At 75.2% G+C, this 6,802-nt stretch carries 6 protein-coding genes; 4 read left to right on the top strand and 2 right to left on the bottom strand.

All coding sequences use genetic code 11. The features are described from left to right. Both ABZV94_RS39240 and ABZV94_RS39235 read right to left on the bottom strand, forming a co-directional pair. Positions 1-340, bottom strand: a 340-nt coding sequence (locus ABZV94_RS39240; RefSeq protein ID WP_356349483.1) for a zf-HC2 domain-containing protein, incomplete at its 3' end; no start/stop codon positions are given. Next, on the bottom strand, positions 337-879 hold the full coding sequence (locus ABZV94_RS39235) for a sigma-70 family RNA polymerase sigma factor (protein ID WP_356349481.1): 543 nt from the start codon (positions 877-879) through the stop codon (positions 337-339). The genes ABZV94_RS39235 and ABZV94_RS39240, both read right to left, overlap by 4 nt. Before the next feature lie 209 nt (positions 880-1,088). Between ABZV94_RS39235 and ABZV94_RS39230 the strand changes: the two genes are divergently transcribed. From ABZV94_RS39230 to ABZV94_RS39215, 4 genes are all read left to right on the top strand, one after another. Further along, positions 1,089-2,660, top strand: coding sequence for a DUF4331 domain-containing protein (locus ABZV94_RS39230; protein WP_356349479.1), 1,572 nt, complete (start codon positions 1,089-1,091; stop codon positions 2,658-2,660). An 87-nt stretch (positions 2,661-2,747) separates the two neighbouring features. Next, positions 2,748-4,271 carry a tetratricopeptide repeat protein gene (locus tag ABZV94_RS39225; RefSeq protein WP_356349477.1) on the top strand — a complete coding sequence of 508 codons (1,524 nt, stop codon included), beginning with the start codon at positions 2,748-2,750 and terminating at the stop codon, positions 4,269-4,271. After that, positions 4,268-5,893 (top strand): nickel transporter, encoded by a 1,626-nt coding sequence (locus tag ABZV94_RS39220; protein WP_356349475.1) that lies wholly within the window; start codon positions 4,268-4,270, stop codon positions 5,891-5,893. The genes ABZV94_RS39225 and ABZV94_RS39220 overlap by 4 nt, the downstream gene beginning before the upstream one ends. A 28-nt stretch (positions 5,894-5,921) precedes the next feature. After that, a partial coding sequence (locus ABZV94_RS39215; RefSeq protein WP_356349473.1) for a serine/threonine-protein kinase occupies positions 5,922-6,802 on the top strand: 881 nt, incomplete at its 3' end.

The following is a 6,802-nucleotide window of genomic DNA, read 5'->3' as shown; positions in this document are numbered from 1 at the left end:
GGGGCTGGGTGCCCCAGACGTGCGGCGGCAGCTGGGGCACGCGCTCCCGGTCCGGCGCCCGGTCCCGGGTGCCCGCGCGGCCGCGTGCCGGCTCCTGCGGGGTGGTGCGGACGGCGGCCAGGACCCGCTCGCGCAGGGCGGGGGGCGCCGGGGCCGCCGCGGACCAGGCGAGGCGGACGGCGTCCTCGGCCAGCTCCCGCACCTCGGCGGCGCAGCGGTCGCAGCCCGCCAGGTGCTTCTCGAAGCGGCGCCGCTCGCCCGGTTCCAGCGCGTCGAGCGCGTAGGGCGCGGCGAGGGAGTGCGGGTCCTCCCGGCGCAGCAGCCTGCCGAGGATGCTCATGCGGCGCCTCCCAGGCACTGGCGCAGCCGGGTGAGTCCGTCGCGCATCCGCGTCTTGACCGTGCCGAGCGGCAGCGAGAGCCGCTCGGCCACCTCACGGTAGGTGTACCCGTCGTAGTAGGCCAGGGTCACCGACTGGCGTTGCAGGGCCGTGAGCCGGTTCAGGCAGCGGCGCACCCACTCGCGTTCCAGGCCGGCCTCGACCTCCTCGGCGACCTGGTCGAAGGCGGGTTCCCCGGCGCGCAGGGCCTCGCGCTGCTCGCGTTCGCCGGCCGCGCGGGCGCTGCGCACCCGGTCGACGGCGCGGCGGTGGGCGAGGGTGAGGACCCAGGACAGGGCGCTGCCCCGGCCGGGGTCGAACCGGGCGGCGGAGCGCCACAGTTCGAGCAGCACCTCCTGGGCGACCTCCTCGGACTGGGCGGGGTCCCGCACCACCCGACGCACCAGGCCGTACACCGGCCCGGACACCAGTCCGTACAACTCCTCGAACGCCCTCTGGTCGCCGCCGGCCACGAGCACCAGCAGCTCGTCCGCCTGCACGCGGGCCCCCTCTCCGTGGCCGCAGCCGGCTCTTCCTCGCGCACCGCGCATCCGCACCGAGACACACCTCCCCGAGGGGGTACGGATCAGCGGGCCGAAAACGCGGGTCCCGGACCGGGAAAAAGTTTTTCGCCGTCGACCAAACCGATCGGCGGTTCCGCTCCGTATACCCGTCCGTCAAAGGCAAGTCGGCACTGAGGACGGACGGCATGACACCTCTCTTCTCCAGGGGCGCCCTCTCCGGGAGGGCGTCCACCGGGCGCGGCACGGGACGCACCGGACTGGTCACGCTCATCTGCGGGGCGCTGGCCGCCGGAGGGCTCACGGCCGCCGGCGTCGCCACCCTGGCACCCGGGGCGGCCTCCGCGTCCTCCCACCGCGAGGCCCCGCTGATCTCGGGCACGCCGCAGTACGACAACACCGACCTGTACGCGTTCGTCAGCCCGGACAAGCCGGACACGACGACGATCGTGGCGAACTGGACCCCGTTCGAGGAACCGGCCGGCGGACCGAACTTCTACACGTTCGCCGACGACGCCCAGTACGACCTGCACATCGACAACAACGGTGACGCGCAGGGCGAGTTGGTGTTCCGCTACACCTTCAAGACGCACACGAAGAACGGCAACACGTTCCTCTACAACACCGGTCCGGTCACCAGCCTGGACGACCCCGACCTCAACGTCACCCAGACGTACGACATCGACCTCATCAAGCTCCGGGGCGGGCACGAGATGTCGAGGACCAAGCTGGCCGACGACGTGCCGGTGGCGCCGTCGAACGTCGGCAAGGCGTCCATGCCGGACTACGGCAAGCTGCGCGCGCAGGCGGTGTACAAGACGGCGGGCGGTGCCGCGACCTTCGCCGGCCAGGCGGACGACCCGTTCTTCGCGGACCTGCGCGTCTTCGACCTGCTCTACGGCGGCAACCTCACCGAGGTCGGCCGGGACACCCTCAAGGGCTACAACGTCAACACGATCGCGCTCCAGGTGCCGAACGACCTGATCCGCGAGTCGTCCCACCAGCCGGTCGTCGGCATCTGGTCGACCGCGCAGCGCCGCAACGCGCAGGGCTACTACAGCCAGGTCTCGCGCCTGGGCAACCCGCTGGTCAACGAGGTCGTCAACCCGCAGAAGGACAAGGACAGGTTCAACGCCTCGCAGCCCGCGTACGACGCGCAGTTCCTGAAGAACGTCACCAACCCGGAGCTGCCGAAGCTCATCGAGTCGATCTACAAGATCAAGGCACCCGCCGAGCCGCGCAACGACCTGGTCGACGTCTTCCTCAAGGGCGTCAAGGGGCTCAACCAGCCGCCGCACGTGACGCCTTCGGAGGAGCTGCGGCTCAACACCTCGATCAAGCCGAGCATGCACCCGAAGCGGCTCGGTGTGCTGGACGGCGACAACGCGGGCTTCCCGAACGGCCGCCGGCTGGGCGACGACGTGATCGACGCGGCGCTGCAGGTGGTCGAGGGCGAACTGGTCGGCTCCAAGAACGACCTGGGTGACGCGGTCGACAAGAACGACAAGAAGTTCGAGAGCTACTTCCCGTACATCGCCCAGCCCACGGCCGGTTCGCGCGGCCGGCTCGCCAAGGGCACGACGGCGGGGACGGACGTGCGCAGCCAGCTCGGGGACGCCCTCCAGCCGGCCGGGTCCGCCTCCGGCGGCTCCGGGAACACCGTGCTGATCGCCGCCTCGGCGGCCTCCGGCGCGGCCGGGATCCTGCTGATCGGCACCGCCTTCGCGTGGTGGCGCCGGCGCCTGCAGCGCCCGTACTAGATCCCGCATCCACCCAGACCGGCGCGGCCCGTGCTCCTCTCCCCCACGGCGGGCCGCGCCTCCCACACGACCGACGGAGGAGAAGGCATGGGCCCGCGCGGGCAGGACGACGAGCAGGACGCGCAGCAGGTGAGCGTGAGCGGCGAGCCCCGGCCGGCGCCGACCGCACCGGCGCCCGTGACTTCCGCTCCCGACGAGCACGGCGGCGCCGGGGACGGCGCGACCGTCGGGCAGGAGACGGACGGCGACGAGCGGGTCGCCGCCGTTCGGCGGGTCGGGTCGGTCCGGCGGCTGTGGCGGGGCGGCGCCCAGCTCGTCGCCGCCGCCTCTCTGCTGGCGGTCGCCCTGACCGGCGGTGCGATCGCGCTCGGCGCGGACCGGGGGCAGGCGTCCGCGCCGGTCGCCGCCGGCGCGGTGGACCCCGGGGTGCTGAGCGGCGGGAACCTGGACGCGAGCATCACCGCGCTCCAGACGCACCTGCGGGCCCAGCCGAAGGACCACGGCGGCTGGGCCACCCTCGGTCTGGCCTATGTCGAGCAGGCGCGGACCAAGGGCGATCCGTCCCGGTACCCGCAGGCGGAGCAGGCGCTGCGGCGCTCCCTGTCGCTGGCGCCGGACAACGACCAGGCCCTGGCAGGCCGCGCCGCCCTCGCCGCCGCCCGGCACGACTTCCACGGCGCCCTGTCCTTCGCGGACGCGGCCCTGCGGCGCAACCCCTACAGCGAGCGCGCGCTGTCCTCCCGGATCGACGCCCTGGTCGAACTCGGCCGGTACGCCGACGCGGCGAAGGCGGCGCGGACCGCCGACGCGCGCAAGCCGGGCGTGCCGGTCTTCACCCGGTACGCCTACGTGCAGGAGCTGCGCGGGGACGTACGCACGGCGCGCCGCGTCCTGGAGCAGGCGCTGTCCGCCGCAGTCTCACCGGGCGACACGGCGTACGTGGCCACACAGCTCGGACAACTCGCCTGGAACCAGGGGGACTACAAGGCGGCACTCAGCTTCTGCGCCCGCGCCCTGGCCGCCGACGACGGCTACCTGCCGGCGCTGGAGGGCCGGGCCCGCGCGCGGGCGGCCGGCGGTGACCGCGCCGGGGCCGTCAGGGACATGGAGGCGGTGGTCGCCCGCTCCCCGCTGCCCGGCCCGCTGGTCGAACTCGGCGAGCTGTACGAGGCGCGGGGCGCGGCCGGCGACCGGGCACGGGCCCAGCGGCAGTACGCGCTGGTCGACGCCTGGATCGCGCTGGCCCGTGCCAACGGCGTCAACGCCGACCTGGACACCGCGCTGGCCGCCGCCGACCACGGCGACAAGCGGGCCGCCCTGCGCGCGGCCCGCGCCGAATGGGCCCGCCGGCACACCGTGCACACCGCCGACGCCCTCGCCTGGGCGCTGCACGTCAACGGCCGCGACGCCGAGGCCCTGCCGTACGCCCGCCGGGCCACCGCCACCGGCTACCGCAGCGCCGCCTTCCGCTACCACCGGGGCGTGATCGAGCTGGCCACCGGTCACCGGACGGCCGGCCGCACCTGGCTCGCCTCGGCCCTGGAACTGAATCCCGGCTTCTCCCCGCTGGGTGCGGCACGGGCCCGTAAGGCGCTGGAGGGAACCGAGTGACACCGCGTCTGCTGTGCGTCCTGATCGCCGTGTGCGCCCTGGCGCTCCTGCCGGCCGGCAGCGCGAGCGCGCACCCCCTCGGCAACTTCACCGTCAATCGCTACGACGGCCTGGTCGCCGCTCCCGGACAGCTCCGCGTCGACCATGTGGAGGACCTCGCCGAGATCCCGGCGACCCAGGCCAGGGCCGACATCGAGCGGCTGGGGCTGAGCGCGTGGGCCCGGCAGCGGTGCGCACGGGCCGCCGCCGGCAGCGGCCTGCGTGTCGACGGGCGTACGACCGCCCTCACGGCCGCCCGTAGCAGCGCGCGCACGCGTCCCGGCCAGGCCGGGCTCGACACCCTGCGCGTGGAGTGCCGGCTGACCGCCCCGCTGCCCCGCGCGGGCACCGTCGCCGTGGAGTTCCGGGGCGCTGGCGCCGACGGCGGGCCCGGCTGGCGGGAGATCACGGCGCGGGGCGACCGGATGACGCTCACCGCGTCCGACGTGCCGCAGGACTCGGTGTCCCGGGAACTGACCTCCTATCCCCGGGACCTGCTGTCCTCCCCGGCCGACACCGGGACGGCCTCGCTGCGGGTGCGGCCCGGCGGCCCGGCGCTCGGGGCGGACGCGGAGCGGCAGGCGGCCCCGGGCGCCGGTGTGCTCCCCCGGGGCGCCGACCGCTGGACCCGGGCCCTCGACGACCTCGTGGCCCGGCAGGACCTCACCGTCGGGTTCGCCGGTCTGGCCCTGCTCGTCGCGGTCGCCCTGGGCGCGCTGCACGCGCTCGCGCCGGGCCACGGCAAGACCCTGATGGCGGCGACGGCGGCGGCGCGCGGGGGCCGGGCCCGGCCCCGGGACGTGCTGCCGATGGCCGCCTCGGTCACCGTCACCCACACCCTCGGCGTGGTCGCCCTGGGGCTCCTCGTCACGGCCGGTTCCGCCGCCACGCCGGCGGTGATCTCCTGGCTGGGCCTCGCCGGCGGGGTCCTGGTGCTGGCGGCGGGCGTCACCCTCGTCCGCCGGGCCTGGCGCACCCGTGTGCGGGCGGCCGTCGCGGCCCATGACGCTGCGGCGCCGCGGGAGTTGGCGGCTGTGGGTGCCGGACACAGTGGCCCGCACCACCATCACCACCTGGACGGTAGGGAACACGCCCATGGGGACCACGCACACCCCCACCCGCACGGCCACGGTGATCACACGCATGCCGACACCGGCCACAGCCACGGCGGCCACACGCACAGCCACGGCGGTCACACGCACACCCACGGCGGCCACACCCACAGCCACCCCACCGCACCCACACTGCGCGGCACGATCCTGCTCGGGTTCGCCGGCGGGCTGGTGCCCAGCCCGTCCGCCGTGGTCGTCCTGGTCGGTGCCGCCGCGCTCGGCAAGGCCTGGTTCGGGCTGCTGCTCGTCGTGGCGTACGGGGCCGGTCTCGCGCTGACGCTCACCGCCGCCGGGTTCGCCGTCGTCCGGCTGGGTGCGGGCGCGGTGCGGGTGCTGGACCGGCGCCCGCGCTGGCGCGCCCACCCGGTGGCCGTCCTGGCGCGCCGGACCCTGCCGCTCGCCTCGGCCCTGGTCGTGCTCGCACTGGGCATGGGACTGGTGCTCAGGGGGGCCGCGTCCGCGCTGGGCTGAGCTACTTTTCAAGGAGGATTCGCGCGAGATGCCTTGGGGGGCACCCGTGTCCGAGGAGCCGGGCCCGCAGCGTGTGATCGCGGGCCGCTACCGTCTGCTGTCCCCGCTGGGCGAGGGCGGCATGGGGACCGTGTGGCGCGCCCGGGACGAGGTGCTGCACCGCGAGGTGGCCGTCAAGGAGGTGCGGGCGCCGGCCGGGCTGCCCGGCGACGAGGTCGAGCGGCTGTACGCGCGTCTGGAGCGCGAGGCGTGGGCGGCGGCGCGGGTCGCGAACCGCAACGTGGTGACGGTGTACGACGTGGCGGTGGAGGCCGGCCGGCCGTGGATCGTGATGGAGCTGGTGCGCGGGCTGTCCCTCGCCGACCGGTTGGAGGCGGAGGGTCCGCTGCCGCCGCGGCGGGCCGCGCACATCGGTGCCGAGGTGCTGTCCGCGCTGCGCGCCGCGCACGCCGCCGGGGTGCTGCACCGGGACGTGAAACCGGCGAACGTGCTGCTGGCCGACGACGGCCGGGTGGTGCTGACCGACTTCGGGATCGCGACGGTGGAGGGCAGCTCCGCGCTGACCATGACGGGCGAGGTGATCGGTTCACCGGAGTTCCTGGCGCCGGAGCGGGCGTTGGGGCGGACTCCGGGTCCCGCGTCGGATCTGTGGTCGCTGGGTGTGCTGCTGTACGCGGCCGTCGAGGGCGTCTCCCCGTTCCGGCAGGACACCCCGCTCGGCACCCTGCGGGCCGTGGTGGACGAGCCGTTGCCGCCACCGCGGTGGGCCGGACCGCTCGCTCCCGTCATCGAGGGGCTGCTGCGCAAGGACCCGGCCGAGCGGCTGCCGGCCGAGCAGGCGGAGCGGGAGCTGCGGCTCGTCGCGGCGGGCGGGCCGGTGCGAGCGGACACAGCGCCCGGTGGGGCGCC

It is taken from the genome of Streptomyces sp. NPDC004658 (assembly GCF_040609555.1).
Classification (GTDB): Bacteria; Actinomycetota; Actinomycetes; order Streptomycetales; family Streptomycetaceae; genus Streptomyces.
The sequence above is the reverse complement of the archived record's forward strand: the minus strand, read 5'-3'. Positions and strand labels throughout refer to the sequence as shown.